The following is a 25,219-nucleotide window of genomic DNA, read 5'->3' as shown; positions in this document are numbered from 1 at the left end:
GGTCGGCACCTCGGCGGCGCCGGTGTCGGTCGCAACGGCCCGGGTGGCCCCGGCGGAGGGGGAGATGCCGGCGGTCTCGGCGCCCAGCAGCGCCTCGGCGGCGTCGGCGGGGGAGAGCACGACGATCGCGCCCTGGCGCAGCCCGGGCGAGGCGGCGGCGCGGTCCAGCGCCATGCGGGCGGCGCCGGCCAGACCGGGGATGGCGGTGCAGACGGGCGGGGCGGGCCACAGCAGGGCCACCGGCTCCCGCGCGCCGAGCTTGGCGGCCAGGCGGCCGCTCTCGGCCTCGGCGGCGCCGCGCGTCAGGGCGGCGATGCAGGCACCCACGCTGCGCGCGGCGTCGGTGTCATAGGGCAGGGGCAGCGCGGCCAGCAGGCCCGCGAGGTCCGCGAAGCCCAGCCGCAGCTTGGCGGCGCGGCCCTGGCCGAGCGCTTCCAGGAAGCGCACGCCGAGTGCCACCGCTTCCTCATAGCCCTCGATGTCGAAGCCGCCCTCGGGTTCCAGGAAGGCGGGCAGGTTCAGCACGAAGCGCGGGTCGCCGGACTGGTTGCGCCAGGTCTCGGCCCCGGCGGCGCCCCGGCGGGCCAGCAGCAGGGCGCGCAGGCCCTCGGCCAGGTGATGGGCCTCGGCCTCATCCAGGATGCCGGCCTTGCGGCCGCGGCTGATGCCGCGCTGGATCCAGGCCTCGGCGGCGCGGGGCAGGGTGGTGGGGGCATCGCCGGGGGCGAGGGCCGCCAGCGCCTCCCCGGCTTCGATATCCCAGGCGACGGGGATGGCGACCGCGCGGGGTGCCGCGTCCGGGTCGGCGCCCAGCCGGTATCGAGCGAGGGAAATGCCTTCCCACAAAGTGCCGGTGAAACGTGCCATGCGCGCAGGATATTGTGCCATGGCGCCCCAAGGAAGCCGTATCTGGTGTGCTGGGCCCGAGTCGCCCACAAAAGCTTGTGGAAAAGCCTCTCTCTGGCGCTCCGCACCGCATCATGCCATGTTGGGGGCATGTCGTTCTTCGCAGCGCTCCATGCTCGGCTCTCCGGTCGCAAGGTCGGCCAGGACCGTTTCGGCAACAGCTATTACGAAAGCCGCGCCATCATGCCGGTGTACAACCGGCATCGCCGCTTCGTGGTCACCGCCAATGGGCAGGACCCCACGAAGGTCCCGGCCGAATGGCATTGCTGGCTTCATCACCTGACCGATGCCCCATTGCCGGAGGACAAGCGCCTGCCCTGGCAGAAGGAGCATGTGCCGAACCTGACCGGCACGCGCTACGCCTATCGGCCCAAGGGCCATCTGGCGATGGGCGGCCGGCGCCAGGCCTCGGGCAGCGACTACGAAGCCTGGACCCCATGAAGGGGCGCAGCGCGCTGGAGATCGCCACCGGCGCTGGCGTGCTGGTGGTGGCGGCGCTGTTCCTGTTCTATGCCGTGGTCCATGGCGGCCGCACCGTGCGCACGGATGGCATGGCCCTGTCCGCCCGCTTCGACCGCATCGACGGCCTGCCGGCCGGCGGTGACGTGCGGATCGCGGGCGTGAAGGTCGGCAGCGTGACCGCCATGCGCATCGACCCCGAGACCTTCAACGCCGTCGTCGAGATGCGCGTGGACCAGGGCCTGCGCCTGCCGACCGACAGCAGCGCGGAGATCACCTCCGACGGGCTGCTGGGCGGCAAGTATGTGTCGATCGTGCCGGGCGGGGCCGAGCGCTTCCTGGCCGATGGCGGGCGCATCACGGAAACCCAGGGCTCGGTCAGCCTGGAAAGCCTGCTGGGGCGGTTCATCTTCTCCGTCACGCAGCTGAACCAGCCGGCCGCGGGCGGCGAAACCACGGCCCCCGCCACACCGGCGCCGGCGCCGGCGCATCGATGACCGCCCCGCCTCCGCTTTGGCCCGGCAAGGACGGCACGCCCGTCTCCTGCCTGGAGAAGGTGAAGGTGCTGAACGAAAACCACGCGGAGGCCGCGCAGATGCTGGCCGACGCGCTGGAGGACGCCGTGCTGATGGGCGTGGATGAGGCGGAGATGCGCCGCATCCTGGCCGAGCTGGTGGCGAACCTCCCCTCCCCCCGGAAACGCTGATGCGCCGCCTGCTCGCCGCCCTCGCCCTGCTGCCCGGCTTGACTGTGACCCATCTGGCCGTGGCCCAATCCGATCCCGGCTGGGTCGCCCGCCCCAACGCCCGCCTGCAGGCGCTGGACAAGGTGACCGCCCGCATCACCATCGTGGAGGCCCGGGTGGGCACGCCCGCCCAGTTCGGCTCTCTGTCCATCACGGTGCGCGCCTGCAACGCCCGCCCGGCGGATGAGGTGCCCGACGCCGCCGCCTGGATGGAGATCACCGACAGCCGCGCCCCCGCCGGCAGCCCGCCCGCCTTCCAGGGCTGGATGTTCGCCAATGCGCCGGCGGTGAATACCCTCGAACACCCGGTCTATGACATCCGCATCCTGGAATGCCGGTAAGATGGAGAGCTGACGATGGATACCCTGGCTGAAACCGCTTCCCGCGTGCTGCCAGGGGGCAGCTTCGGCAACTTCCCGGCCAACTTCACCGCCGCCCGGGGCCTCGCCGGCCATATCTGGGATACCGAGGGCCGGGAATACATCGACTACCTCATCGGCTCCGGCCCCATGTTCATCGGCCACGCCCACCCGGCCGTGACCGAGGCGGTGCTGGCCCAGGTGCCGCTCGGCACCACCTATTTCGCCAACAACCCCTCCGGCATCGAACTCGCCGCCGCCATCGTGGACGCGGTGCCCTGCGCGCAGCAGGTGCGCTTCGTCTCCTCGGGCAGCGAGGCGGACATGTACGCCATGCGCCTGGCCCGCGCCTTCACGGGGCGTGAGAAGATCCTGAAATTCGAAGGCGGCTACCATGGCATGAGCGACCATGGCCTGATGTCGCTGGCCCCGAAGCGCGAGGCGAATTTCCCCCAGGCCATCCCCGACAGCCCCGGCATCCCGGCCGGCGTCGCGGACGCCATGCTGATCGCGCCCTTCAACGATCTGGAAGCGGCGCTCGCCCTGCTGGAAGCCCATGCCGATGAGCTGGCGGGCGTGATCGTGGAGCCGTTGCAGCGCTTGATCCCGCCCAAGCCCGGCTTTCTGGCCGGGCTGCGCGAGGCCACCGCGCGCCTCGGCATCCCGCTGATCTTCGATGAGGTCGTGACGGGCTTCCGCTTCTCCTACGGCGGCGCGCAGGAGTTGTATGGCGTGACGCCCGACATCTGCACGCTGGGCAAGATCGTGGGCGGCGGTTTCCCGCTGGCCGCCGTCGCCGGCCGGGCGGACATCATGGCCCTGTTCGACCGCGCCAAGGTGCCCGAGGACAAGTTCCTGATGCAGGTGGGCACGCTCTCGGGCAACCCCGTTGCCTCCGTCGCGGGGCTGGCCACCCTGGCCGTGCTGCGCGAACCCGGCACCTATGAGGCCGTCTTCGCCCGCGGCCGCGCCATGATGGCCGCCATGAACAGCCTGCTGCGCCAGCACGGCGTGCCCGGCCAGGCGCTGGGCGAGCCCGTGCTGTTCGACATCGTCTTCACTGACGCCACCATCAGCAACTACCGCGACATGCAGAAGGCCAACGCCGCCCACGCGGCCCATGTGAACCGCCACATGCGCGACAGCGGCATCCTGAAGGGCGACAGCAAGTACTACATCGCCACCGCCCACACCGACGCCGACATCAGCCAAACCCTGGACGCCTTCGAGGGCGCCCTGAAGACGCTGCCTCGGTAACGACGGGCGCGCTGCGAGAGGGGCTCTGCCCCCCTCGCGCTCCCTCCGCCAGGAGCCAGTGGCCCCTGGACCCCCTTCAGTAAATTGAAAAAGGCCGGAGGGGACGATGTCCCCTCCGGCCTTTTTCAACTCATGGGTTCCAAGGGCCTTTCGGCCTTTGGCGGGTGGGGTGCGGGGAGGGCAGAGCCCTTCCCGCGGCGACCGTGGTTACGCGGCCACCTTCAGCACGTCGGCGTGGGCGCTTTCCAGGGCTTTGGCGCGCTGGTCGGGGCCCAGGCCCACGCCTTCGGCGCGCACGAAGCGCACGTCGGTGATGCCGAGGAAGCCGAAGACGGTGCGCAGGTAGCTTTCCTGGTGGTCCAGGGCGAGCATGGCGGGGTTATCGCCGTAGATGCTGCCGCGCGAGGAGGCGATGATCACGGTCTTGCCGCCGGCCAGCCCTTCGGGGCCGTTGGCGGTGTAGCGGAAGGTCTTGCCCGCGACGGCCAGGCGGTCGATCCAGGCCTTGAGCTGGCTGGGCACCGAGAAGTTGTACATGGGCGCGCCGATCACGACGATGTCGGCGGCCAGGAATTCCTCCAGCATGGCGCCGCCGGCGGCGATGTCGGCGATCAGGGCCTTGTCCTCGGTGGCGTTGCCCTGGAACACGGCCAGGTGCGCGCCGGAGAGGTGGGCGGCCGGGGCGGCGGCCAGGTCGCGGTAGGTGACGGAAATGCCCGGGTGGCGGGCCTTCTCGGCGGCCACGATCGCGGCGGACAACTCGCGGCTGACGGAGCCGGCGGCGAGGATGCTGGAATCGACGTGCAGCAGGTTCATGGGTGCGGTCTTTCGGTCTCGGGGGCCAAGGGGTCTTGGCTGTTGGGCGGACCCTAGAACCGGGTGCGTTTTCGGAAAATCAGGATAATACTGAAGCCTGAGTTCAGGATTTCCGAAATGTCAGAACCCGGCACCCCCACGCTGGACCAGCTGCGCGTCTTCCTGGCGGTGGTGGAGGAAGGCGGTTTCGCCGCCGCCGCCCGGCGGCAGGGGCGCGCGACCTCCGCCATCACCTATGCGATCGACAATCTGGAGGCCCAGCTGGGCCTGCCGCTGTTCGACCGCGTCTCCACCCGGCGCCCGGCCCTGACGCTGGCGGGCCAGGCCGTGCTGGCGGAGGCCCGCGCGATCGCCCATGACGTGGACATGCTGCGTGCCCGGGTGAAGGGCCTGACGCAGGGGCTGGAGGCCGAGGTCTCCCTGGTCGTCACCGTCATCATGCCGATGGAGCGGCTGGTGGAGGCGCTGCGCGGCTTCCAGGCCGCCTTCCCCACCGTTCCCCTGCGCCTGCATATGGAGGCGCTGGGCGCCGTGCCGCAGCTGGTGCTGAACGGCACGGCCAGCCTGGGCGTGGCCGGGCCCATCCACATGCAGCCGCCGGGCCTCAGCAGCATCGCGGCGGGGCATGTGCACATGATCCCGGTGGCGGCGCCCGGCCACCCGCTGGCACAGGGGCCCAATGCGCCCGGCGCGGCGGCGGCCTACACCCAACTCGTGCTGACCGACCGCTCGCCCCTGACCGAGGGCCAGGATTTCGCGGTGCTGGCGCCACGCACCTGGCGGCTGGCGGATCTGGGCGCGAAGCACGCCCTGCTACGCGCCGGGCTGGGCTGGGGCGGCATGCCCGAACCCGCCGTGCGCGAAGACCTGGAGGCGGGGCGCCTGGTGCGGCTGCGGCTGCCGGATTGGGAGGCGATCCCCTATAGCTTCCACATTATCCACCGCACCGATACGCCGCCCGGGCCGGCGGCGCGGTGGCTGATCCGGTATTTCTCGGCGGGTGGGAATGAGGGGGTGGCGCCGCCTTGAACACCTGGCAGGGGCGCTGCCCCCTCACACCGGATACTTCCCCGGCAGATAGCTTTCCGGCAGTCCCGACGCGATTTCCCGTGTCACGTAATCCCGGTCGAACTGCCGCAGTGTCAGCCCGAAGCAGCCGCAGGCGCGCGGGTCATCGGTGCGCAGCAGGGTGTTGGGAGGCTGGCCGCAGGCGGCCAGGTGCGGTTGCAGCCCGTCGCGGATGAATTCCAGGTATCGCCGGGCGGCGCGCGGCCGCACCAGATAGGCTTTGTTGAAGCCCACCAGCACCATTTCGAACCGGCCGGGGTGTTGGGCCAGCCAGGTCAGCGCGCCGATCGTGACGCCCACGAAGGTTTCCGAGAAGAAGTCGTCCAGCACCACCACGCCGTCGGTGGCCAGCACGCGGTCGGCCAGTTCCAGGTCGTTCTGCACGCCCCAGGTGCCGTGCTCGCCGTCGATATGCACGAAGCGGGTGCCGAGGGCGGGCAGGCTGTCCGGCGGCAGGGCCTCGGAAAATTGCAGGGTGGGTTCGATCCGACCTTCGCAGTGCGGGGTGATGAGCTCCACCGACTGGTCCATCAGGGCCTGGCCCACATCCACCAGCCGCAGCGTGGCGTCCAGCCGCAGCTGCATGCCCATCATCAGGGCGGAGCGGCCATAGGCCACGCCGATCTCCAGCATGTCGCCGGGGCCGGTGCGCCCACCCTGCAGCGACAGGAAGGCGTCGAACAGCGCCGCCGACATGTCGGAAAACCAACCCTGCACGCCTTCCGCCGCGCGCATGTAATCCTGGTAGCGTGAGCGTTCGATCGTGCCGGTCATTGCCGTCCTCGCCTTTGCGGAAAGCGGTGGCGCAGCACGGGTTCGCGGTCAAGTCGTGATTGCCCTGGCGGCAACCGCCCCCGCTATCCACATAACATCCACAGGGCGCCCACCAGCCGGGCGCGGTATCAAGGCGCATGAACAGCATCCATCCACCGGAGTCGCAGCCGCTTTTCGGACAGGCCGTCCGCCTGCCGCCCCAGAACCTGGAGGCGGAGCAGGCGCTGCTGGGCGCCCTGCTGTCCAACAACAAGGCCTATGAGCGCATCAGCGAATTCCTGGCCGCCGAGCATTTCGCGGACCCCATCCACGGCCGCATCTTCAGCGCCATCCAGCGCCGGGTCGAAAACAACGCCCTGGCCGATGTCGTCACGCTGAAGGGCGAGTTCGAGCACAACGGCATGCTGGAGGAGGTGGGCGGCACCGCCTACCTCGTGCAGCTGCTGTCGGCGACGGTCGGCATCATCAACGCGGGCGAATACGGCCGGCTGATCCATGATTGCTGGCTGCGCCGCCAGCTGGTGGATGTGGGCGAGACGCTGGTGAACCGCGCCTTCGGCGCCGACCCCGAGATCGACGGCAAGGGCCAGATCGAGGCCGCCGAGCAGGAGCTGTTCGAGCTGGCGACCGGCGGCGGCGGCACCGAGGGCGGCGGCGTGACCTTCGAGCGCGCCCTGGCCCAGGCGGTGGAAACCGCGGCCAAGGCCAAGGCGGCGGGCGGCGGCGTCTCGGGCATTCCCACCGGGTTGCGCGACGTGGACCAGCGGCTGGGCGGCCTGCATGGCAGCGATCTTCTGATCCTCGCGGGCCGGCCGGGCATGGGCAAGACGGCGCTGGCCACCAAGCTGGCCTTCGGCGCCGCGAAATCCCTGGTGGAGGGGCTGGAGCCCGGGCAGGTGCCCAAGGGTTCGGTCGTCATCTTCTCGCTGGAAATGGCGGCGGAGCAGCTGGCCAACCGTCTGCTGGCCGAGGAGAGCCGCATCTCCGGCGACCGCATCCGGCGCGGCGAGATCACCCAGCAGGAATTCGACAAGTTCTATGAGGCGAGCCGCCACCTGGCGCAGCTGCCCATCGTGATCGACGACACGCCGGCCATCAGCATCTCCGCCATGCGCACGCGCTGCCGACGGCTGAAGCGCACGCGCGGGCTGGACCTGATCGTGGTGGACTATCTGCAGCTGATGCGCCCGGCACCCGGCAGCAAGACCGACAGCCGCGTGCTGGAGATCTCGATGATCACCCAGGGGCTGAAAGCCCTGGCGAAGGAGCTGCACGTGCCGGTGATGGCGCTGTCCCAGCTCTCCCGCGCGGTGGAACAGCGCGAGGACAAGCGGCCGCAGCTGTCGGACCTGCGTGAATCGGGTTCGATCGAGCAGGACGCGGACGTGGTGATGTTCGTGTACCGCGACGACTACTACCTGAAGGCGCGGGAACCGAAGGAAAGCAATTTCGACGCCCAGGACAAATACAGCGCGGCGCATGAGCGCTGGCAGCAGGACATGGAGCGCGCGCACAACAAGGCGGAGCTGTACATCGCCAAGCAGCGCCATGGCCCCACCGGCAAGATCGACCTGTTCTTCGAGGCCGAGTTCACCCGCTTCGGCAATCTGGACACGGTGCATGACGGCCCTGACCCGTATGCGGAGTGAGGTTCCCCCGGGCGGCTTGGCGCCCCTGGCCCCCGCCCGCGCCCCCTGATACTGTGCGCCGCGATGAGCCAGACCGTGTCCCCCACCTGATGTTCGCCGCGTTCCTGGCCGCGCTGGGCCGGCCCGTGATCGGTGCCTGCCGTTCCGCCGGCAATCTGGGATTGTTCGCGCTGGAGGCGATCAGCCACATCCTGCGCCCGCCCTTCTACGGCCGGCAGTTGATGCGCCATTTCATCGAGGTGGCGTATTTCTCCCTGCCGGTGGTGGCGCTGACCGCCCTGTTCACCGGCATGGTGCTGGCGCTGCAGAGCTATACAGGCTTCGCGCGGTTCAACGCGCAGTCGGCCGTGGCCAATGTCGTCATCCTGAGCGTCACGCGCGAATTGGGGCCGGTGCTGGCGGGGCTGATGGTGGCCGGGCGCATCGGTGCCTCCATGGCGGCGGAACTGGGCACCATGCGCGTGACGGACCAGATCGACGCGCTGACCACCCTGTCCACCAACCCGATGAAATACCTCGTGGCGCCGCGCGTGCTGGCGGCCACGCTGGCGATGCCGCTGCTGGTGCTGGTGGCCGATGTGCTGGGTGCCATGGGCGGCTTCCTGATCGGCACCATCAAGCTCGGCTTCGTGCCCGCCTCCTACCTCAAGACCACCTGGGATGTGCTGGAGACGGAGGACGTGGTCAGCGGCCTGGTGAAGGCCGCGGTGTTCGGCTTCATCATCGCGCTGATGGGCTGCTACAGCGGTTATCGCAGCAAGGGCGGCGCGCAGGGCGTGGGCCTGGCCACCACCTCGGCGGTGGTCATGGCCTCCATCCTGATCCTGGCGCTGGATTACGTGGTGACAGAGGCCTTCTTCGCCCAATGAGCGAAACCCAATCGAGCGCGACCCAATCCGCGGCGCCGAAGCCCGCCCGCGCCACGAAGCTGGGCGTGAAGCTGATCGGCGTGCGCAAAAGCTTCGGCAGCAAGACCGTGCTGGATGGCGTGAACCTGGATGTGGCGCCCAACACCTCCATGGTGGTGCTCGGCGGTTCGGGCAGCGGCAAGTCGGTGATGCTGAAATGCATCCTGGGCCTGATCGAACCCGATGAGGGCGTGATCGAGATCGGCGGCCAGGACGTGCTGAAGATGCGCCCGCGCGACCGCGCGGCGCTGATGGACCGCATGGGCATGCTGTTCCAGAATGGCGCGTTGTTCGACAGCCTGCCGGTGTGGGAGAACGTCTGCTTCAAGCTGCTGGCGCAGAAGCGCATCACCCGCCGCGCCGCGCGCGACAAGGCGGCGGAGGTGCTGGCCCAGGTGGGCCTGGCCGCCAGCGTGGGCGACCTGTCGCCGGCGGAACTGTCGGGCGGCATGCAGAAGCGCGTGGCGCTGGCCCGCGCCGTGGCGGCGGAACCCGAGATCGTCTTCTTCGACGAGCCCACCACGGGCCTCGACCCCATCATGGGCGCCGTGATCGACGGGTTGATCGTGGATTGCGTGCATCAGCTGGGCGCGACCGCCATCTCGATCACGCATGACATGATCAGCGCGCGGCGGATCGGCCAGCAGGCGGCGATGATCCACAAGGGCCGGATTATCTGGACAGGAGACGCGGCCACTCTGGGTGAGACAGGGAACGCCATGGTGGACCAGTTCGCGCATGGGGAACGCGAAGGACCAATCACGATGGAGTTGCGGCGCTAGGTCAGTTTTTGCTGTCGAATATAACGCATTCCTCACTATCTCTTGTGCTGCACTGCGATACCTTCCCTGCGGGAGCCCGCCCCGAAGGGCCGTTGGGCACAGGAGGGTTTTTCATGCAGGACGTCCGTTGGGGTCAGCCTGTGACATTCGGCCTGAAGGGCTCAGCCCGGCAGGCGGCGCCGATTGCCTTGGATTTTACTGAATCGAATGCGTCCTGGACTACGGATCACTTCTGTGGCCTGGATGTGCGGCTGCCGCTGGCGCAGCGGGAAATAGTGGCGCGTTTCTCTCTCAGCCCTTATCTGTATAAAAATCAGGTGCTGAAGCAGGATCTCTGGATTTTCATGAATGGATTGCTTGTCGGTTACAGCAGTCTGAGCGGCGTGACGGAGATCAGCTTCGCCGTGCCGAAGGCGGTGCTCGCCGCGCGTGATGTGCAGTTGCGTTTCACCATTCCTACCGCCGCGCAGCCCAAAGCCCTGGGCGTCAGCGCGGATGAACGGCGCCTCGGGGTGCTACTGCAAGAGGTCACCTTTGCCACCAGTTGACGGGGCGCCGGACGGCGCCGGAAGCACGCTGCAATCCGCGGTCGACCTGTTCACGCGCGACAGCATCGCCGGTTGGGCCTGGGACCCCTCCCAGCCCGGACGCCGGGTGGAGCTGGAGCTGCTGGTGGACGGGGAACCGCGGTTCCGCTTCCGCGCCGACCAGTTCCGTGAGGATCTGCGCGATGCCGGCATCGGCGACGGCTATGCCGGGTTCGGCATCAGGGCCCTGGCCGCGCTGCTGCCCGGCGCCGTCGTCCGGCCGGAGCTGCGGGAGGTGGAAACCGGCCTGACCCTGCAGAACGGCGCCGCCACCCTGATGGATGATGAGGCGCCCTTCGACGGGTCCGCCGCCATGCTGCTGGAACGCATGGCCGACAATCTGCTCTCGGCCTCTCCCGCCGCGGAGGATCTGGACGATCTGCTGAGCACGGTGGGCCGCACGCTGGACCGCCTGCTGGAAGGGCGCGCGGCGCTCGCCCCCTCCGGCCCGCCGCCGCTGCCCGATGCGCTGTCCGGCATGGAGGTGCTGCGGCTGGAGCCGGTGGAGCGGCCCGATGTCTCCATCATCATCCCCGTCCACAACAAGTTCGAACTGACCTACGCCTGCATCGCGTCCATGCTGGAGCACATGCCGGCCGCGACTTTCGAGGTGATCGTGGTCGACGATGCCTCCTATGACGCGACGATGCTGGGCCGCTTCGTGCTGAAGGGCGGCATCCGGGTGGTGCGCAACGCGGAAAACCTGGGCTTCGTGGGCACCTGCAACGCGGGGGCCGCGGTGGCGCGCGGGCGCTACCTGCTGTTCCTGAACAACGACACGCTGATGCGCCCGGGCTGGCTGGATGAGCTGGTGGCCACCTTCGCCCTCGACCCCGCGATCGGCATCGTGGGTTCTCGCCTGTTCTTCGAGGACGGGAGCCTGCAGGAAGCCGGCGGCATCATCTGGCGCATGGGCGATGGCTGGAACTGGGGCCGCAACGGGGATGGCGCGGACCCGCGCTTCAGCTTCCTGCGCGATGCCGACTATGTCTCGGGCGCCGCGCTGATGATCGAGCGCGGGCTGTTCGAGGATCTGGGCGGCTTCGACATGCACTACGCCCCCGCCTATTACGAGGACACGGACCTGTGCTTCCGCACCCGCGCCGCCGGGCGGCGGGTGGTGGTGCAGCCCGCGTCGGAGATCGTCCACCTGGAAGGCCAGTCCAATGGCACGGATGAGAACGGGCCGGGGCTGAAGCGGTACCAGAAGCTGAACCGCCACAAATTCTTCCAGCGCTGGAAGGATGTGCTGGCCGCCCACCGCATGAACGCCGAGCAGCCGCTGCTGGAGGCCGAGCGCCAGGTGCGCCGGCGCTTGCTGTTCATCGACGAAAGCGTGCCGGCGCCGGACAAGGATGCCGGCAGCAACGCCGCCTGGCAGCACATGCTGGGCCTGCAGCGGCTGGGCTATAAGGTAGGCTTCGTGCCGGCCGACAACATGGCCTGCATCCAGCCCTATACCGGCGCCCTGCAGAAGCGCGGCATCGAGTGCTTCTATCACCCCTGGCAGCGCACGCTGGAGGAAGTGCTGCGGCACGCCCCGGTGCCGCCCGATGTGGTCTATATCCACCGCTTCTCCAACGCGCGGAACTACATGGGCCTAGTCCGCCGCTACGCGCCCCGGGCGCGGGTGCTGTTCTGCGTGGCGGACCTGCACTTCCTGCGGATGGAGCGCGAGGCGGAGCTGGCCCGCGACCCCGAGCTGGCCGAGGCCGCGGCCCGCCAGAAGCAGGAGGAGCTGGCGCTGGCCGCCGCCGCCGACTGCTGCATCGTGCATTCCCCGGCCGAGGCCGACCTGCTGGCGCAGCTGATGCCGGAGGCGCGGGTGGCCGTGGTGCCCTGGGCGGTCACGCCGAACCCCACCCCGCTGCCCTTCGCGCGGCGCCGGGGCAGCGCCTTCATCGGCAGTTTCGCCCACCCGCCCAACCGCGACGCGGTGGACTGGCTGGGCACCGAGATCCGTCCGCTGCTGGGGGATGTCGAGGTTTCGGTGCATGGCAGCGGCGACATGTCCCCGGTGCTGCATCACGATCACGGCAACATCGTCCTGCAGGGCTTCGCGCCGGTGCTGGCGCAGGCGCTGCACCAGCACCGTTCGGCGGTGGCCCCCCTGCGCTATGGCGCGGGCATCAAGGGCAAGGTGCTGGATTGCCTGGCCCATGGCCTGCCTTGCGTCATGACGCCCATCGCGGCGGAGGGGCTGGACCTGCCGCCCGCCCTGCGCTGGCTGGTGGCGCGCGATGCGGCGGAGCTGGCCGAAAAACTGCGCAGGCTGGAGACGGACGAGGCCTGGAACACGGAATTGTCGTTGTTGGGGCTGGAGTATATGCGCGAGAATTTCAGCCCGGAGGCCGTCACGGCCCGGCTGGGTGAGGCATTGCGCCTGGCCGCTGAACCGCGCTGACCAACAGGAGACTTCGCATTGCTCGAGAGGACGCTCGCCAAGCTGGCCACCGTGCCGGCCGGCACCTGGCTGCCTGAGGACGCCGATTGTTTCGACCGGGAGGAAATCCAGGAATTGGGCGCGGTGCTGGGGCGGCTGATCTACGCCCCCTCTGTCCTGCGCAAGCAGCTGGAGGCGGCGGGCGTCACCATCACCCGCTCCGACCGGTTCGGCGAATTGCCGACCGTGGCGGAGCTGGAGGCCAGCTTCGCCAAGCCCTCCCTGCTGTCGCTGGAAGGCGTGTTCCCCACGCCGGACCTGATGCGCCGCTTCCTGCTGGAGCTGGAAATCCAGGCCGCGGAATTCCAGCCGCCGGAGGAATCCGCCAGCCCGCACCAGTTCGCCTGGCGCAATGGCAGCTTCAGCTACAGCGATGCCGTGGCCTATTACGCCATGCTGCGCAAATACCGCCCCAGCACCGTCATCGAGGTGGGCAGCGGCGACAGCGCGCTGGTGGCCCAGGCGGCGCTGGCGGCCAATGGCGCGGGGCGGCTGATCAGCATCACGGAGAACCCGCCGGATTTCCTGCGCACGCTGCCGGGGCTGGAGCTGATCGAGGCACCGATCCAGACGGTCGAGACCAGCTTCTTCACCAGCCGCCTGGGCCATGGGGACGTGCTGTTCCTGGATACCAGCCACACCGTGCACCATGACTCGGACACGCTGCACGCCCTGCTGCGCGTGGTGCCGGCGCTGCGCCATCAGGCCTATATCCACCTGCACGACATCAACCTGCCCGGCACCCGCTCGCTGGAGGAGATGCGCGATCACCAGGTGTTCTGGAATGAGCTGTATCTGCTGGCGGCGTATCTGATGGGCAATCCGCGCTGCTCGGTGCTGTATGGCAGCGCCTGGCACATGCGGCACAATCTGGCGGGGCTGACGGCGTTCATGGCCCATCGCTATGCCCCCGGCGGGGGCAGCCTGTGGTTTTCGCAAGGCCCGGCTTGATTTTCCGCCGGCAGGCCGGAGTCACGCCGTTGACTCGGGCCTGTGCATAAGGGTAGAAGCCCGGCTCCGGTTAGTGGGCGTGGGCTTGCTGGCCTACTGTCTTTTTGGCCGTTTCTTGGGGTTTCCAATGACGTTCGCAGTGATCCGCACCGGCGGCAAACAGTACCGCGTGGTGCCGAATGGTGTTCTGACGGTTGAGAAGCTGGAAGCTGAGCCCGGTTCGACCGTGACCTTCCACGATGTTCTCGCCCTGTCCACCGAAGCTGGCTTGGTGCTGGGCGCCCCCGTGGTGTCCGGCGCTTCCGTGACCGCCACGGTGCTGGAGCAGAAGCGCGGCGCCAAGGTGCTGGTGTTCAAGAAGCGCCGCCGCCAGAACAGCCGCCGCAAGAACGGTCACCGCCAGCACGAGACGGTGCTGCGGATCACGACGATCGCGGCCTGAGGAGTAATACGAGATGGCACATAAAAAGGCTGGTGGTTCCTCTCGCAACGGTCGCGACTCGCCCGGTCAGCGCCTGGGCGTGAAGAAGTTCGGTGGCGAGCACGTGCTGGCCGGCAACATCCTGGTCCGCCAGCGCGGCACCAAGATGCGCCCGGGCACCAATGTGGGCCTCGGCCGCGACCACACGATCTTCTCGGTCGTCGAAGGCCACGTGAAGTTCGAGCACAAGGCCGGTGGCCGCGTGTACGTGTCCGTGGTGCCGGTGGCGCTGGCCGCCGAGTAACCCCGCGCGCCATGCGTGGTGCGTGACGCGGGGGCCCTTGCGGCCCCCGTTTTTGTTAAAGCCGCTCTCTCTGTGAGCGCCCTGTCGCAGTTCCCGGCGGCAGGTTTCTGGCGACGTCCTTGGCCACCATTCAGGTGGGGGTATAGGGGGCGTCCCCGCCCCCTTGCCGCCGCGCGGTAGGGTTGGTGTGGCGGCTACCGCGCGGCGGTGACATCAGTGTAGTTTTCCAGGCCCTTGCACGGACCATGACACTCGCAGGTGGGGGTATAGGGGGCGTCCCCGCCCCCTTTGCCGCCGCGATTGAGGGTTGGTGTGGCGGCTCATTCGCGGCGGCAACAGCAATCACATGAAATTTCTCGATGAAGCCAAGGTCTATGTGAAGAGCGGCGATGGCGGCGACGGCGTCATCGCGTTCCGGCGCGAGAAATACATCGAATTCGGCGGCCCCGATGGCGGCAATGGCGGCCGGGGCGGCCATGTCTACATCCGCGCGGTGGAGGGGCTGAACACCCTCATCGACTACCGCTATGCCCAGCATTTCCGGGGCCGCAAGGGCGGCAACGGCGCCGGCAGCGACCGCACCGGCGCCCATGCCGACGATGTGGTGATGAAGGTGCCGGTCGGCACCCAGATCATCGACGAGGACCGCGAGACCCTGATCGCCGACCTGGATGAGCCGGGCAAGGAGATCATGATCTGCCGTGGCGGCGATGGCGGCTATGGCAACGCCAACTACAAGACCAGCACCAACCGCGCCCCCCGCCGCGCGGACAAGGGCTGGCCCGGCGAGGAACGCTGGATCTGGCTGCGGCTGAAGCTGATGGCCGATGTCGGGCTGGTGGGGCTGCCCAATGCCGGCAAATCCACCTTCCTGGCCGCGGTTTCCGCCGCGCGCCCCAAGATCGCCGACTATCCCTTCACCACCCTGCACCCGCAGCTGGGCGTCGTCCGCCTTTCGCACAGCGAGGAATTCGTGATGGCCGACATCCCCGGCCTGATCGAGGGCGCGGCCGAGGGCGCGGGGCTGGGCACCCGCTTCCTGGGGCATGTGGAGCGGTGCTCCGTGCTGCTGCACCTGATCGACGGCAGCCAGGCGGACCCGGTGGGCGCCTGGAACACCATCCGGCATGAGCTGTCGGAATACGGCGCCGGCCTGGCCGAACGGCCGGAGATCTTGGTGCTGAACAAGCTGGACGCGATGACGCCGCAGGCCAAGGCCAGCCGCATCAAGGCGCTGGAACGCGCCACCGGCCACCAGGTGCTGCTGGCCAGCGGCGCGACCGGCGAGGGCGTGCCCGAGGTGCTGCGCACGGTGATGAATGTGGTCAGCGAGGCGCGGAAGAAGAAATGACGCTGAACGAAGCCCGTCGCGTCGTCATCAAGATCGGCTCCGCCCTGGTGGTGGACCCCGCCACCGCCACCCCGCGTGAGGGCTGGATGGCCGGTGTGGCCGCCGATGTCGCCGCACTCCGCGCTCAGGGCAAGGAGGTGGTGCTCGTCTCCTCCGGCGCCGTGGCGCTGGCCCGCCGCGCGCTGGGCCTGACCAAGCGCGTGTTGCGGCTGGAGGAAAAGCAGGCCGCCGCCGCCGTGGGGCAGATCCGCCTGGCCGGCGCCTGGCAGCACGCCCTGGCCGCCCATGGCATGAACGCCGCCCAGGTGCTGCTGACGCTGGCGGAATCCGAGGACCGGCGCCGCTACCTCAACGCGCGCGCCACGCTGCACACGCTGCTGGAACTCGGCTGCGTGCCGGTCATCAACGAGAACGACACCGTCGCCACGTCGGAAATCCGCTTCGGCGACAATGACCGCCTGGCCGCCCGCGTGGCGGAGATGATCGGCGCCGACGCGCTGGTCCTGCTCTCGGACATCGACGGCCTGTACACCGCCGACCCGCGCAAGGACCCCGCCGCCCAGCACCTGCCGGTGATCGAGCGCATCACCGACGACATCATGGCGATGGGGGGCGAGCCCCCGCCGGGCTATTCCTCGGGCGGCATGCGCACCAAGCTGATCGCGGCGAAGATCGCGGTGGGGGCGGGCTGCGCCATGGCGATTTCGCGCGGCGACCGCGACCACCCGATCGCGGCCCTGGCCGAGGGCGCGCGCTGCACCTGGTTCCTGGCCGCGCCCGAGGGCCGCACCGCCCGCAAGAGCTGGATCGCCGGCAGCCTGGCCCCCAGCGGCGTGCTGGTGGTGGATGACGGCGCGGCGCGCGCGCTGCGCGGCGGCCGTTCACTGCTGCCCGCCGGCGTGCGCGCGGTGGAGGGCCATTTCCAGCGCGGCGACGCCGTCAGCGTGCGCGACCCCCAGGGCCATGAGCTGGCCCGCGGCCTGTCGGCCTATGACGCCGAGGACGCGGCCCGCATCGCCGGGCACCGCAGCGCGGAGATCGAGGCCCTGCTGGGTTGGCGCGGCCGCGACGAGATCATCCACCGGGACGATCTGGCGCTGCTGTAGCCTGAAGGGCGCGCAGCCGCGCCAGCAGCGGCGCGCTGACCACGCGGTTGCGGCCTGATTGCTTGGCGGCATACAGCGCCTCATCGGCCTGGCGGATGCTGTCCTCCAGGCTGGTGGCGCCCGCCGGCACCTGCGCCAGCCCGAAGCTGGCCGTGATGGGCGGCAGGGCGGTGTCCGCGCTCTCATGCAGTTCGGCCACCCGTTCGCGCAGGGCCTCCAGCTTCTCGAAGGCGGCGCCGATGTCGCAATCGGGCAGCAGCAGCAGGAATTCCTCCCCGCCATAGCGGCAGCAGATGTCGCTGCGGCGCAGGGTGGCGTGCAGCAGCCCAGCGGCGCGGCGCAGCACCGCATCCCCCACCGCGTGGCCGAAGCCGTCATTCACCTGCTTGAAGTGGTCGATATCCAGCAGCGCCACGCACAAATCGGCGCCGCGCCGCTCCACCTGCCGCAGGAAGGCGGGGGCGATTTCCTCCAGGAAGCGGCGATTGTACAGGCCGGTCAGGCTGTCGCGCATCGCCTCGGCGCGCAGTTTCTCCCGCAGGGTGATGTTGGCCAGCGACAGCGCGACGCCATCGGCCAGGGCCTCCGCGATGCGGCGCTGGTGGCGGCCGGGGGGGCCCTCGGCCAGCGCGTTCGGCAGGGCGAAGCGCAGCATGCCGAACAATTCCCCCCGCGCGGCCACCGGCAGGCACAGGGTCTCCCCGGCGCAGCCGGCCTCGCTGCACCCCATGCCCTGGCCGCACAGATGGGTGCGCCCGCGCTTCACGCCCCAGCAATGCAGGGCCTCCATCGCGGCCGGGCCTTCGGGCGGGCCTTCCCAATGGGCGGCGCGTTCCAGCATCTCCCGCTGCTCGGCGGGGTAGAGGTAGAGGCTGCCGGGCACCCCCGCCAGCACTTGTGCGGCGGTGTGGGCCACCACCTGCTCCACATCCGCGCGGGTCTGGCAGGCTTGCAGCGTCTCGTTCATGCGCAGCAGGGCCTGGAGTTCCTCCGTGCGGCGGGCCAGGGCGGCTTCCTGGGTTTCGGCCCGGGCGATGGCGCGGCGGACCATGGCCCAGGCCAGCATCAGCCCCACCCCGGCCAGCAGGGCGGAGCCTAGCACCAGCGCCAGCACGCCATCCTGCCACAGATGCAGCCGCGCGGTTTCCCGTTGCAGCCACACGCGGCTGTCGTCCACGAAGCGCTGGACCGCGGCATGCGCCAGGATCGCCATCCGCTCGGCCTCGCCATCCGGCAGCCAGATGGCCATGTCGGGCTGGCTCAGCAGCCTGTGGCGGACCAGCAGCAGGTGCCGCACGAAATCCTCCAGCGCCTGCTTTTCCACGGCGCCCGGCGCGGCATCCAGCAGCACCCGCTGCCTGGCAGCCTGGCTCTGCGCCGTTTCCAGCAGCGCCGTGGCGTCCAGGAAGCGGCGCATGCCCTCCATCCGGTCATGCGTCAGATAGTGGTGCAGGCTGGTTTCGGCCAGCAGCAGGGTGCGCAGCAGGCGGCTGGCCTGCTCGCGCTCCAGCTCCATCGCGTCCACCGCGCTTTCCAGCCGGACCATGCGCAGATGCCCCGTCACCGCCCCGGCGGAACCCAGCGCCCCCAGCACCATGATGGCCGCCATCAGCCGGTGCGGCAGGCGCGATGGCGCGGGCTGGCTCACGAGGCGGGGCGCGCCGCTGGGAGGGAGGGGGCTGGTCACCCCTCCCCTCTGGCATCACCGGGTAACCAAAGCCTGAAGGCGTTACTCGGCGACGGCCTTATGGTGGCCGTACACCTCGGGCATCGCCGCGATGTCATGCAGGCGCAGCCCCGCCGCGGGGCGCACGCTGGCCTCATGCGTGCCATCGGCGTGCAGGATGTGTTCCACCCAGCCCACCAGCTTGTTGCCCAGCGTCGGCTGGAAGCCGTCGCCCACGACGAAGCCGGTGGAGGGCGCCCAGACTTGGCGGATGCCATCCGCCTGGCGGTCGCGCCACTGGTGCACATGGCCGCTCATCACCAGCGCCGGCAGGTTGGCGCCGAACAGGCCCAGCAGCCGCGCCCGCAGCTCCGGCAGCACCGGCCAATAGTTCACCGCCGTGTCCGTCAGGCTGTGCTCGGCCAGGGGCTTGTGCTGCACCAGGGCGATGCGCCGGGCGCCCGCGTCGCGGATGCCCTGCTCGATCACCTCCCACTGGGCGGCGTTCACCGACAGGCTCTGCGTGTCAAAGCCGATCAGGCGCCAGCCCGGCACATCCCGCACCCAGGCCGAGGGGCCGGCGAGGCGGCGCCAGCGGTCCAGCCGCGTGGCATCCACCGGCTGGCGGCCGCCCAGCACCGCCTCATCGCCCACATCATGGTTGCCGGGCACGCATAGCCAGTCGATGCCGATCTCCGCATGGGCGGCGACGGCGTGGGCCAGGTCCTCGTCGCTGTCGGCGCCGTCCAGCGACAGGTCGCCGGTGGCCAGCACCAGGTCGGGCTTCGCCTCGCGCACGGCCTGCTGCACGGCGGCGAAGTTGCGGGCGAAATAGGGCCGGCTGGGGGAGAGATGGGCGTCGCTGATCTGGGCGATGCGGATGGACATGCGGGAATTCCTGTCAAATGCGTATCGGGAGGGGCCCTGCCCCTCCCTGGCTCACTCCGCCAGGAAACCCGGTTTCCTGGACCTTCGGTGAGCTTCGGCGCCCCACCCGCGGGGTCGGGCGCCGCCTCATGGCCTCACCCCCGCGCGCGGGGCAGCAGCCGGCGCACTTCGCGTGCCATGTCGGCCAGCACCTGCTCGGGCGTCGCGGACTGCTCCACGATGCGGGCCTGCTGGTCCACCATGGTCTGCGTCACGCGCACGGAGTTCGCACCCGGGAAGGCATACCAGGGCACCATCAGGCTGGCCTGGCGGGTCGCGGCCTGGAACAGCGGGTTCTGGCGATAGAACTCGCCCAGGTAGCGGTCCTGGTCGATCGCCAGCTGGTTGGTCGGCACATAGCCGGTGTTGCGCGCCATCAGCGACGTGCCCTCGGCGCTGGTGGAAAAGCGCAGGAACTTCCAGGCGGCCTCGCGCTTGGCGGGGTCCTTCGCGATCAGCATGCCGGCGGCGCCGCCGGTCGGCAGGCGGCCGCGGGTCGCGTCGATGATCGGCATCGGGCCGGTGCGCAGCTCGAAGTTGCGGCCCACCTGCTGGATGGTGCCGCGCACGGCCGCCGTGGTCCAGAAGGTCATGCCCATGCGGCCGGCGGCGAAGGCCTGCTGCGCCGCGTCGCGCGTCAGGTTCGGCATGCCGCCTTCCTTGACCATGCGGTCCAGCAGCTTCAGGGCGTTCAGCCCCTCGGGGCCGGCGAAGGCCACGTCGCGCTCGTCCTCGGTCAGCATGCGGCCGCCGAAGCCGAACAGCAGCGCGCTGAACATCCAGTCATCGCCGGGCCAGGAATACCACATGCCGGTGATGCCATCGCCCAGCTGGCTGATCTTGCGCGACAGCGCAATGATGCCGTCCCAGTCGGTCGGCATGGCATCGGGGTTGCCGCCGGCGCGGCGCACCAGGTCGGCGTTGAAATACATGATGGGGTTGGAAGCCGCGTAGGCCAGGCCCGACTGGATGCCGCCGAAATGCGCCAGGGCCAGCATGTTGGGGGAATAGCCCTCGGCCGCGTAGTCGCCCTCCGCGCGCAGCAGCGGCATCAGGTCCTGGGCGATGCCGCGCTCGGCGAACAGGCGCAGGCGGTTGAAGCCTTGATAGGACAGGTCGATGGTCTGGTTCGTCGCCTGCTGGCGCAGCACCAGCTGCATGCCTTCCTCATAGTTCGGCGTCGTCATCCAGTTGATGCGGATGTTGGGCTCGCGCTTGGCGAACTCCGCCGCGATCGCGTCGTAGCTTTCCTTGTAGATCACGGGCTGGGCGTAATGGACGGTGATTTCGGTCGCGCCTTGCGCGCGCAGCACGCGCGGGGCGAACAGCGCGGCCGTGGAGGCGGCCAGGGTGCGGCGGTCGATTTTCATGGTCTCAGCCTTTGAGTCCGGTGGTGGCGATGCCTTCCACGAAGCGCTTCTGCGCGAACAGGAAGGCGAGGAGGAGCGGCGCGGTCATCAGCACGGAGGCCGCCATGAGCGCGCCGAAATCGTCGCCCGCTTCCTCGGTGCGGAAATGCAGAACGCCGAGGGCGGGGGTCGCGTGGTCATGGCCGGTGATGACGATCAACGGCCAGAACAGGTCGTTCCAATGGGCCACGACGGAAAAGATCGCGAAGGCGGTCGCGGCGGGCCAGGCGTTCGGCAGGATGATGCGCCAGACGATCGTGCCCTCGCGCATGCCATCCAGCCGGGCTGCGTGGATGATCTCGTCCGGCAGCTGCTTGAAGAACTGCCGGAACAGGAAGATCGCGAAGACCGAGATGGTGGAGGGCACGATCAGCGCGGCGAAGGTGTCGAGCCAGCCCAGCGCGGACAGCCCGACATACAGCGGCAGGGCCGGCACATGCGCCGGCACCAGCAGGCCCAGCATGACGAAGCCGAACACGGCGTCGCGGCCGGGGAAGCGCAGCTTGGCCAGCGCGTAGCCCGCCGGGATGGCGAACAGCAGCTGGAAGAACAGGATGCCGCCGCACATGATCGCGCCGTTCAGCAGATAGCGCGCGATCGGCACCTCCCGCAGCACGCGGCCGTAATTCTGCGCGATGGCCCAGCTTTCGGGCAGCAGCGTCATGGAGGCGCGGAAGATCTCGTCCGTCGGCTTCAGGGATGCCGAGAGCATCCAGATGTAGGGCGCCAGGAAGACCAGCCCCAGCACCGACAGGATCAGGATGCGGGGGCCATCGCTGGCGACAGCGGCGGCAAGCGGCCGAATGGCCGCCGCGGCCAGTGCCGCGAAGCCAAGCCGCCCGGATGGGCGGCGCCCGGCGTCTGAGGGCACGGAAAAGTCACGCATAATGCACCCGCTTGTCCATCACGCGGGTCTGGACCCACATCAGCGCCAGCACGATCGCCAGGAACACCAGCGTGATCGCGGCGGAATAACCCAGGCGGAGGAAGGTGAAGCCCTCCGTGTACATGGTGTAGAGCAGCACCTCGCTGGCCTTGTTCGGGCCGCCGCGCGTCAGCACCGCCACCGTGTCGAACACCCGCACGGCGCGGATCAGGCTGATGGTCACGACGAACAAGGTGGTCGGGCCCAGCAGCGGCCAGGTGACCAGGCGGAAGCGCTCCCACGCGCTGCGGGCGCCGTCCACATGGGCGGCCTCGCGCAGTTCCTTCGGGATGGCGGTCAGCCCCGCCATGAACAGCACCATGTTGAAGCCCGCACCCTCCCACACGCCGATGGCGGACAGCGAGAGCATCACGGTCGAACTGTCCGACAGCCAGTTGGGCCCGGCGATGCCGATGGCGCGCAGCGCCGCGTTGATGGGCCCGATGGTGGGGTGCAGCAGGTATTGCCAGGCGCTGGCCATGGCGACGGTCAGCGACACCACCGGCAGGAAGAACACGGCGCGGAAGAAGCCGCGCAGCGGCGCACGGCTTTCGATCAGCAGCGCCAGCGCCAGACCCAGCGCCACGCTGGCGGGCGCGACGAGGCCCACATACAGCACCGTGTTGCGGAAGCTTTTCAGGAAGCCCTGGTCCTCCAGCAGCTCCCGGAAATTCTCCAGGCCGATCCAGGCGGGCGGGCCCGCGCCCAGCTCGAAATCCGTGAAGGCCAGGGTGACGGCCGCCAGCGTGGGCGCCAGCACCAGCAGCAGGAAGGCCAGCGCCGCCGGCAGCGTCAGCAGCCAGCCGGTCGAGGACTCACGCATGTTGCGCGGCCTCGATCCCCAGCCGCCGGCCATCCGCGCCGAACAGCACGGCGCGGGCGAAATCGACCACCAGCGTCTCGCCCGGGGTGGCGCGCAGGCCGGGTTCGGCGCGCAGCAGCAGCTCGGCCCCGGCCAGGCTGGTGTGCAGCAGCGTGGCCTCGCCCAGATATTCGCTGTGCGCCACCCGCACCGCCCAGCCGGTGGCGGCCGGGAAGAAGGCCTCGGGCCGGATGCCGAGCGTCAGCGGCCCGCGCGCGCGGGTCAGCAGTCCGGTGGCGCGGCCGGCCAGCATCACCATGCCGTCGTCGCGCGCCTCGGCGGGCAGCAGGTTCATGCGCGGGCTGCCGATGAAGCCCGCCACGCGGATGTCGGCGGGGTTGTCGTAGATCTCGGCGGGGGGCGCCAGTTGCAGCAGCTCGCCGCCCTGCATCACGGCGATGCGGTCGGCCATGGTCAGCGCCTCGGCCTGGTCGTGCGTGACATACAGGGTGGCCGCGCCCACGCGGCGATGGATCTCCACGATCTCCCGCCGGGTTGCCACGCGCAGGGCGGCATCCAGGTTCGACAGCGGCTCGTCCAGCAGGAACACATGCGGCGCGCGCACGACAGCACGCGCGAGCGCCACCCGCTGCCGCTGCCCGCCCGAAAGCTGGCCGGGGCGGCGGTGCAGCAGCGGCGTCAGGCCCAGCGGCTCCGCGATGCGGGCCACATCGGCCGCGATGCCGCGCCGCTGCTCGGCACTGAACAGGCCGCCGAGGAAGGGCGCGCGCTGGATCGCCGACAGCCGGCGCATGGTCAGCGGCACGGCGATGTTCTCGGCCACCGTCAGGTGCGGGTACAGGGCGTAGGACTGGAACACCATCGCCACGTCCCGCGCGCCGGGGTGGGCGCGCGTCACGTCCCGGCCCTGGATCGTCACGCGGCCGGCGTCCGGGGTCTCGATGCCGGCGACGATGCGCATCAGCGTGGACTTGCCGCAGCCCGAGGGGCCGAGCACCGCCACGAACTCGCCGGGCTCCACGCGCAGGGAGACGCCCTTCAGCACCGGGGTGCTGCCGAAGCCCTTGCGGATATCCTCCAGAATCAGGCCCGCCACTTGCATCCCCTCGAACCGGTCGGGGCGCGGCATAGTCCCGCTGCATGCCACTGGCATGACGGGCGCGAGAAGCTTCCATGACGGCATATGCGGTTTTGCTGCGATGCCGTCATGGGCTATGCAGCCCGCCTGGGCATGATCCGCACGGGCGGGTCATGCCCAGGCTTTGCCGGAGCGCGCGATTCACGCCCGGGGTGGCCATCACCCCGGTCGATCGCGCTTACGGCGCCGGAGGGTAATGTGCGCAGCGCGATCAGAATGGCCTGGGGCAGTGTGGGCGTGGCCGTCGTGGTCTTCGCGCTGAAGCTGCTCGCCTGGTGGATGACCGACAGCGTGGCGCTGTATGCCGACGCGCTGGAATCCATCGTGAACGTCGCGGCCGCCCTGGCCGCCGTGGCCGCCGTGGTGTTCGCCGCCCGCCCGGCCGACGCCAACCACCCCTATGGCCATCACAAGGCGGAGTATTTCTCCGCCGTGCTGGAGGGCGGGCTGATCCTGACCGCCGCCATCCTGATCCTGCAGGAGGCCTGGGCCGGCTTCCAGGCGCCGCGCGGCCTGACCCTGCCGCCCGAGGCCCTGGCCGTGGCCGTGGTGGCCAGCGCGCTGAACGGCTTCTGGTGCTGGATGCTGTTCCGGCGCGGGCGGGCCCTGCGCTCACCGGCGCTGGTGGCCGATGCGCGGCACCTGATGACTGATATCGTCAGCAGCGTGGGCGTGCTGGCGGGCATCACCGCCGCGGCCGCCACCGGCCTGCATTGGCTGGACCCCGCTTTGGCGGCGCTGACGGCGCTGAACATCCTGTGGTCCGGCGTGCACCTGATCCGCGAAAGCCTGGGCGCGCTGATGGATGAGGCCCCGCCTGGCGAGGACCTGGCCCAGATCCGCCAGGTGCTGAGCGACAGCGCCCAGGGCGCGATCGAGGTGCATGACCTGCGCGTGCGCCGCGCCGGGCGCCGCACCTTCATCGAATTCCACCTGGTGGTGGAGGCGGACATGACCGTGGCTGCCTCCCACGTCATCTGCGACCGCATCGAGGCCGCGCTGCGTGCCGAGATCGGCGAGGCGCTGATCACCATCCATGTGGAACCCGAGGGCAAGGCCAAGCACAACGGCGTGCTGGTGCTGTGACCTCCGCCACCGGGGGGGAGCCCGGCCCGCGGCGCGCGGCCGCGCTCGCCGCCTCCATCCTGGTGCATGCGGCGGCGCTGGCCGCGCTGTTCTGGTGGCAGGGCCGCCCGCGCGAACGCCCGCCCGCCGTGATCGAGGCCGAGCTGTTCTGGGAACAGCCCGACCAGCCCTCTCTGGCCGGGGAGCCCGCCCAGCCCGCGGCACCCCCCGAACCCGAATCCCCGCCCGAACCCGACATTCCGCCCGCGCCGGAGGCGATGGCCCCGCCCCCGCCCGCCCCGCCGCCGCTGGCGGGTTTCGAGGGCCCGCCCCCGCCGCCGGACCTGGCCCTGCCGCCACCCCCGCCCGAACCGCCCGCC

26 protein-coding genes and 1 pseudogene are annotated in these 25,219 nt (G+C 69.9%); 18 read left to right on the top strand and 9 right to left on the bottom strand.

Annotated elements, in window-relative coordinates; translation table 11 throughout:
• Positions 1 to 867 (bottom strand): annotated as a pseudogene (locus GT007_RS19705) (hypothetical protein); the annotation flags it as partial.
• Between the two features lie 129 nt (positions 868 to 996).
• Between GT007_RS19705 and GT007_RS19700 the strand changes: the two are divergent.
• The 5 genes from GT007_RS19700 to GT007_RS19680 are packed head-to-tail and all read left to right on the top strand — an operon-like array spanning position 997 to position 3,726.
• Positions 997 to 1,347, top strand: coding sequence for an NADH-ubiquinone oxidoreductase subunit NDUFA12 family protein (locus GT007_RS19700; RefSeq protein ID WP_160123383.1), 351 nt, complete (start codon positions 997 to 999; stop codon positions 1,345 to 1,347).
• Positions 1,344 to 1,862, top strand: coding sequence for an outer membrane lipid asymmetry maintenance protein MlaD (gene mlaD, locus GT007_RS19695; protein ID WP_160123382.1), 519 nt, complete (start codon positions 1,344 to 1,346; stop codon positions 1,860 to 1,862). The genes GT007_RS19700 and mlaD overlap by 4 nt, the downstream gene beginning before the upstream one ends.
• Positions 1,859 to 2,071 carry a hypothetical protein gene (locus GT007_RS19690; RefSeq protein WP_160123381.1) on the top strand — a complete coding sequence of 71 codons (213 nt, stop codon included), beginning with the start codon at positions 1,859 to 1,861 and terminating at the stop codon, positions 2,069 to 2,071. The genes mlaD and GT007_RS19690 overlap by 4 nt, the downstream gene beginning before the upstream one ends.
• On the top strand, positions 2,071 to 2,451 hold the full coding sequence (locus GT007_RS19685; protein ID WP_160123380.1) for a DUF2155 domain-containing protein: 381 nt from the start codon (positions 2,071 to 2,073) through the stop codon (positions 2,449 to 2,451). Before GT007_RS19690 ends, GT007_RS19685 begins: the two co-directional genes overlap by 1 nt.
• Before the next feature lie 15 nt (positions 2,452 to 2,466).
• Positions 2,467 to 3,726, top strand: coding sequence for an aspartate aminotransferase family protein (locus tag GT007_RS19680; RefSeq protein WP_160123379.1), 1,260 nt, complete (start codon positions 2,467 to 2,469; stop codon positions 3,724 to 3,726).
• Between the two features lie 207 nt (positions 3,727 to 3,933).
• On the opposite strand, the gene GT007_RS19675 is transcribed toward GT007_RS19680, so the two are convergent.
• Positions 3,934 to 4,542 (bottom strand): FMN-dependent NADH-azoreductase, encoded by a 609-nt coding sequence (locus tag GT007_RS19675; protein ID WP_160123378.1) that lies wholly within the window; start codon positions 4,540 to 4,542, stop codon positions 3,934 to 3,936.
• Between the two features lie 117 nt (positions 4,543 to 4,659).
• On the opposite strand from GT007_RS19675, the gene GT007_RS19670 reads away from it, so the two are divergent.
• Entirely contained in the window at positions 4,660 to 5,571 is a 912-nt protein-coding gene (locus tag GT007_RS19670; RefSeq protein ID WP_160123377.1) for a LysR family transcriptional regulator, read from the top strand.
• 24 nt (positions 5,572 to 5,595) lie between these two features.
• On the opposite strand, the gene GT007_RS19665 is transcribed toward GT007_RS19670, so the two are convergent.
• Positions 5,596 to 6,384: a class I SAM-dependent methyltransferase gene (locus GT007_RS19665; RefSeq protein ID WP_160123376.1), complete on the bottom strand. Its 789-nt coding sequence runs from the start codon at positions 6,382 to 6,384 to the stop codon at positions 5,596 to 5,598.
• 137 nt (positions 6,385 to 6,521) lie between these two features.
• Between GT007_RS19665 and GT007_RS19660 the strand changes: the two genes are divergently transcribed.
• From GT007_RS19660 to proB, 10 genes are all read left to right on the top strand, one after another.
• Positions 6,522 to 8,033, top strand: a complete 1,512-nt coding sequence (locus tag GT007_RS19660; RefSeq protein WP_160123375.1) for a replicative DNA helicase — start codon at positions 6,522 to 6,524, stop codon at positions 8,031 to 8,033.
• Between the two features lie 89 nt (positions 8,034 to 8,122).
• Entirely contained in the window at positions 8,123 to 8,902 is a 780-nt protein-coding gene (locus tag GT007_RS19655; protein ID WP_160123374.1) for an MlaE family ABC transporter permease, read from the top strand.
• Positions 8,899 to 9,723, top strand: a complete 825-nt coding sequence (locus tag GT007_RS19650) for an ABC transporter ATP-binding protein (protein WP_160123373.1) — start codon at positions 8,899 to 8,901, stop codon at positions 9,721 to 9,723. Before GT007_RS19655 ends, GT007_RS19650 begins: the two co-directional genes overlap by 4 nt.
• A 113-nt stretch (positions 9,724 to 9,836) precedes the next feature.
• Entirely contained in the window at positions 9,837 to 10,271 is a 435-nt protein-coding gene (locus GT007_RS19645) for a hypothetical protein (RefSeq protein WP_160123372.1), read from the top strand.
• Complete coding sequence (locus GT007_RS19640; protein ID WP_160123371.1) at positions 10,258 to 12,714, top strand: glycosyltransferase; 2,457 nt, start codon at positions 10,258 to 10,260, stop codon at positions 12,712 to 12,714. Before GT007_RS19645 ends, GT007_RS19640 begins: the two co-directional genes overlap by 14 nt.
• An 18-nt stretch (positions 12,715 to 12,732) precedes the next feature.
• A complete protein-coding gene (locus GT007_RS19635; RefSeq protein WP_160123370.1) occupies positions 12,733 to 13,704 on the top strand; it encodes a class I SAM-dependent methyltransferase in 972 nt (323 codons plus the stop codon).
• 127 nt (positions 13,705 to 13,831) lie between these two features.
• Entirely contained in the window at positions 13,832 to 14,146 is a 315-nt protein-coding gene (gene rplU, locus GT007_RS19630) for a 50S ribosomal protein L21 (protein WP_160123369.1), read from the top strand.
• Positions 14,147 to 14,159: 13 nt separating this feature from the next.
• Positions 14,160 to 14,429: a 50S ribosomal protein L27 gene (rpmA, locus tag GT007_RS19625; protein ID WP_127787472.1), complete on the top strand. Its 270-nt coding sequence runs from the start codon at positions 14,160 to 14,162 to the stop codon at positions 14,427 to 14,429.
• 346 nt (positions 14,430 to 14,775) lie between these two features.
• Positions 14,776 to 15,780, top strand: a complete 1,005-nt coding sequence (obgE, locus tag GT007_RS19620; RefSeq protein WP_160123368.1) for a GTPase ObgE — start codon at positions 14,776 to 14,778, stop codon at positions 15,778 to 15,780.
• Positions 15,777 to 16,886, top strand: coding sequence for a glutamate 5-kinase (gene proB / locus GT007_RS19615; protein ID WP_160123367.1), 1,110 nt, complete (start codon positions 15,777 to 15,779; stop codon positions 16,884 to 16,886). The genes obgE and proB overlap by 4 nt, the downstream gene beginning before the upstream one ends.
• On the opposite strand, the gene GT007_RS19610 is transcribed toward proB, so the two are convergent.
• The 6 genes from GT007_RS19610 to GT007_RS19585 form a co-directional block, all read right to left on the bottom strand.
• On the bottom strand, positions 16,855 to 18,534 hold the full coding sequence (locus GT007_RS19610; protein ID WP_160123366.1) for a GGDEF domain-containing protein: 1,680 nt from the start codon (positions 18,532 to 18,534) through the stop codon (positions 16,855 to 16,857). The genes proB and GT007_RS19610 overlap by 32 nt on opposite strands.
• 81 nt (positions 18,535 to 18,615) lie before the next feature.
• Positions 18,616 to 19,440 (bottom strand): metallophosphoesterase family protein, encoded by an 825-nt coding sequence (locus GT007_RS19605; protein ID WP_160123365.1) that lies wholly within the window; start codon positions 19,438 to 19,440, stop codon positions 18,616 to 18,618.
• A gap of 134 nt (positions 19,441 to 19,574) precedes the next feature.
• Entirely contained in the window at positions 19,575 to 20,849 is a 1,275-nt protein-coding gene (locus GT007_RS19600; RefSeq protein ID WP_160123364.1) for an ABC transporter substrate-binding protein, read from the bottom strand.
• Positions 20,850 to 20,853: 4 nt separating this feature from the next.
• Positions 20,854 to 21,774, bottom strand: a complete 921-nt coding sequence (locus GT007_RS19595; protein ID WP_160123363.1) for a carbohydrate ABC transporter permease — start codon at positions 21,772 to 21,774, stop codon at positions 20,854 to 20,856.
• Positions 21,767 to 22,636, bottom strand: coding sequence for a carbohydrate ABC transporter permease (locus tag GT007_RS19590; protein ID WP_236571768.1), 870 nt, complete (start codon positions 22,634 to 22,636; stop codon positions 21,767 to 21,769). Before GT007_RS19590 ends, GT007_RS19595 begins: the two co-directional genes overlap by 8 nt.
• Positions 22,629 to 23,738, bottom strand: coding sequence for an ABC transporter ATP-binding protein (locus GT007_RS19585; RefSeq protein WP_328798960.1), 1,110 nt, complete (start codon positions 23,736 to 23,738; stop codon positions 22,629 to 22,631). The genes GT007_RS19590 and GT007_RS19585 overlap by 8 nt, the downstream gene beginning before the upstream one ends.
• 252 nt (positions 23,739 to 23,990) lie before the next feature.
• Here GT007_RS19585 and GT007_RS19580 point away from each other — a divergent pair, with 252 nt between their 5' ends.
• Positions 23,991 to 24,860: a cation diffusion facilitator family transporter gene (locus GT007_RS19580; protein ID WP_201451986.1), complete on the top strand. Its 870-nt coding sequence runs from the start codon at positions 23,991 to 23,993 to the stop codon at positions 24,858 to 24,860.
• The coding region (locus GT007_RS19575) for a hypothetical protein (RefSeq protein ID WP_408015563.1) at positions 24,857 to 25,219 on the top strand (363 nt) is incomplete at its 3' end. The genes GT007_RS19580 and GT007_RS19575, both read left to right, overlap by 4 nt.

The organism is Rhodovarius lipocyclicus (assembly GCF_009900765.1).
Lineage (GTDB): Bacteria > Pseudomonadota > Alphaproteobacteria > Acetobacterales > Acetobacteraceae > Rhodovarius > Rhodovarius lipocyclicus.
This window is presented reverse-complemented; position numbering and strand designations above follow the sequence as displayed.

Bases quoted from the DNA above. Each gene is read 5' to 3' on its own strand.
- GT007_RS19650 (WP_160123373.1), top strand. From the start codon at position 8,899: ATGAGCGAAACCCAATCGAGCGCGACCCAATCCGCGGCGCCGAAGCCC.
- GT007_RS19700 (WP_160123383.1), top strand. From the start codon at position 997: ATGTCGTTCTTCGCAGCGCTCCATGCTCGGCTCTCCGGTCGCAAGGTC.
- rplU (WP_160123369.1), top strand. From the start codon at position 13,832: ATGACGTTCGCAGTGATCCGCACCGGCGGCAAACAGTACCGCGTGGTG.
- GT007_RS19665 (WP_160123376.1), bottom strand. From the start codon at position 6,384: ATGACCGGCACGATCGAACGCTCACGCTACCAGGATTACATGCGCGCG.
- rpmA (WP_127787472.1), top strand. From the start codon at position 14,160: ATGGCACATAAAAAGGCTGGTGGTTCCTCTCGCAACGGTCGCGACTCG.
- proB (WP_160123367.1), top strand. From the start codon at position 15,777: ATGACGCTGAACGAAGCCCGTCGCGTCGTCATCAAGATCGGCTCCGCC.
- GT007_RS19680 (WP_160123379.1), top strand. From the start codon at position 2,467: ATGGATACCCTGGCTGAAACCGCTTCCCGCGTGCTGCCAGGGGGCAGC.
- GT007_RS19595 (WP_160123363.1), bottom strand. From the start codon at position 21,774: ATGCGTGACTTTTCCGTGCCCTCAGACGCCGGGCGCCGCCCATCCGGG.
- GT007_RS19690 (WP_160123381.1), top strand. From the start codon at position 1,859: ATGACCGCCCCGCCTCCGCTTTGGCCCGGCAAGGACGGCACGCCCGTC.
- GT007_RS19585 (WP_328798960.1), bottom strand. From the start codon at position 23,738: ATGCAAGTGGCGGGCCTGATTCTGGAGGATATCCGCAAGGGCTTCGGC.
- GT007_RS19590 (WP_236571768.1), bottom strand. From the start codon at position 22,636: ATGCGTGAGTCCTCGACCGGCTGGCTGCTGACGCTGCCGGCGGCGCTG.
- GT007_RS19605 (WP_160123365.1), bottom strand. From the start codon at position 19,440: ATGTCCATCCGCATCGCCCAGATCAGCGACGCCCATCTCTCCCCCAGC.
- GT007_RS19670 (WP_160123377.1), top strand. From the start codon at position 4,660: ATGTCAGAACCCGGCACCCCCACGCTGGACCAGCTGCGCGTCTTCCTG.
- mlaD (WP_160123382.1), top strand. From the start codon at position 1,344: ATGAAGGGGCGCAGCGCGCTGGAGATCGCCACCGGCGCTGGCGTGCTG.
- obgE (WP_160123368.1), top strand. From the start codon at position 14,776: ATGAAATTTCTCGATGAAGCCAAGGTCTATGTGAAGAGCGGCGATGGC.
- GT007_RS19655 (WP_160123374.1), top strand. From the start codon at position 8,123: ATGTTCGCCGCGTTCCTGGCCGCGCTGGGCCGGCCCGTGATCGGTGCC.
- GT007_RS19645 (WP_160123372.1), top strand. From the start codon at position 9,837: ATGCAGGACGTCCGTTGGGGTCAGCCTGTGACATTCGGCCTGAAGGGC.
- GT007_RS19675 (WP_160123378.1), bottom strand. From the start codon at position 4,542: ATGAACCTGCTGCACGTCGATTCCAGCATCCTCGCCGCCGGCTCCGTC.
- GT007_RS19580 (WP_201451986.1), top strand. From the start codon at position 23,991: ATGGCCTGGGGCAGTGTGGGCGTGGCCGTCGTGGTCTTCGCGCTGAAG.
- GT007_RS19600 (WP_160123364.1), bottom strand. From the start codon at position 20,849: ATGAAAATCGACCGCCGCACCCTGGCCGCCTCCACGGCCGCGCTGTTC.
- GT007_RS19685 (WP_160123380.1), top strand. From the start codon at position 2,071: ATGCGCCGCCTGCTCGCCGCCCTCGCCCTGCTGCCCGGCTTGACTGTG.
- GT007_RS19660 (WP_160123375.1), top strand. From the start codon at position 6,522: ATGAACAGCATCCATCCACCGGAGTCGCAGCCGCTTTTCGGACAGGCC.